We start from the raw sequence: 1561 nt of genomic DNA on the forward strand, positions 1-1561 counted from the left end.
GCTAGCTAGGCTTTGTACTGCTAGCTGGCGGCATTGCAGGTTGAGTTTGCCAACCAGAAGTGCAATTTTGTACATACGGAAAATATTGGCCACTCGCTTGGCAAAAATACCAAACTGGTGGGTTGAGCTCGTGCAGCAAGAATCATGGGTTGCGGTGGGCTTGAATAAGCAATCACAGGGGGCGCTACGTACACTACAAGTGGTGAGTAAAATCCAGCACCGTACGGATAGCCATAGGCAGGGCCATCGTAATTGCCGCCCCAACCACCCCACGGATCATAGGCTGCAGGTTGCCAGCTACCAAAGCCGCTGCCAGCAGATATTGCCCATCCGATATTACCTGCCTGGGTAATTGATGGGGCAAAAACTGTTAAGCCAAAAACAGATGCGAAGAATAAAACTGTCTTTTGAATCCGTTGCACGAAGTTTATGGAACTAATCAACATAGCACCCTCCATCAATTAGATACGCCCTATAATCTATAGTGCTTCAATTCAAACTAAGCTGGCAAGATTACGCAAAATGAATTGATAATGAATAATAGTTAGTTGGAGCCCAATCAGCAAAACGCTATTTTATTTACAGACCAATCGTATAACTCAGCAAGCCAGTAATGCCATTAGCACTATTTAAAGACTGTTGGTTATAGTAGGCACCTAAACTAACTCTTTGATTTTTATCAATCCAGTAACTAGCATTGAGCGCTGTAAAGGCTCTGGTTTTTTGTACCGCAGGAGCAGCTTGATTAAATACGCCCAAGAAGTAAATAGAACCTGTGTAGTTATCCATATTGCTAGAAAGATCTTGCTCAACACCAGCGCTAGCTCCTACAGAGACATTAGGTAATACATAACCCATGATTTTGGCGCCAGCATAAGCTGTGGTTGCCGATTGCTTGACGGCGTTATAAGTAACAGGGAAGGTGGCGCCTACGTCTTCCGTATAGCCATTACGCTTCACTTCAGTAGCCCTTACTCCTAGTAGCGGGGCGGCAATCCAATTTTGCCCTAGCGCAAAACCATAAGCAGTTTCTAATTGAGCGCCTTGTGCAATGATGGAAGTGCTGCCCTGACCAGCTTCGGTATCCGTTAAAGCGGTCCTCGTGATATTGGCATTGTTTTGACCATATGCCCCAGACACTTTTACCGATGGTCCTAAATCGCCTCCATAAGCAGCAAACAATCCGAATAAAGGCTGAGAGTTCTTGATGCTAAAAGAGCTTGGAGCGGTATTGTGAATGCCTTGATCTAAAAATACACCGACCCTAGTCTGTGGTGTAGGGCGATACCCAAGCTGAATATTGCCTGCAGTTTGAGTGCTAGTTGGGTTGTTCACATCGGTATAGCGACCTCCAACCCCTACGCATACGTTATTAGCACCATAGACCGTACAGTCGTAATTTAATCCTACCCTCAATAAAGTATTTTGCGCATTGAGAACTGAATTGAGTTGATAACCTTGCTTAGCAACAGCGCTATAGGTGTTGAGAATATCGACTAGGGGTGGAGGTGTAGTACCGGGACTGCTTGGGGTGCTGGTGATATTGCGGTACATGAAGGCG

General features: G+C 45.5%; 2 protein-coding genes. Both read right to left on the reverse strand.

The window, feature by feature from the left end; all coding sequences use genetic code 11:
• Positions 1–20: 20 nt before the first annotated feature.
• On the reverse strand, positions 21–422 hold the full coding sequence (locus ICN10_RS10055; protein WP_216215366.1) for a hypothetical protein: 402 nt from the start codon (positions 420–422) through the stop codon (positions 21–23).
• A 157-nt stretch (positions 423–579) separates the two neighbouring features.
• A partial coding sequence (locus tag ICN10_RS10060; RefSeq protein WP_216215367.1) for an autotransporter outer membrane beta-barrel domain-containing protein occupies positions 580–1561 on the reverse strand: 982 nt, incomplete at its 5' end.

The organism is Polynucleobacter sp. 86C-FISCH, assembly GCF_018882415.1.
In the GTDB taxonomy this organism is placed as follows: domain Bacteria; phylum Pseudomonadota; class Gammaproteobacteria; order Burkholderiales; family Burkholderiaceae; genus Polynucleobacter.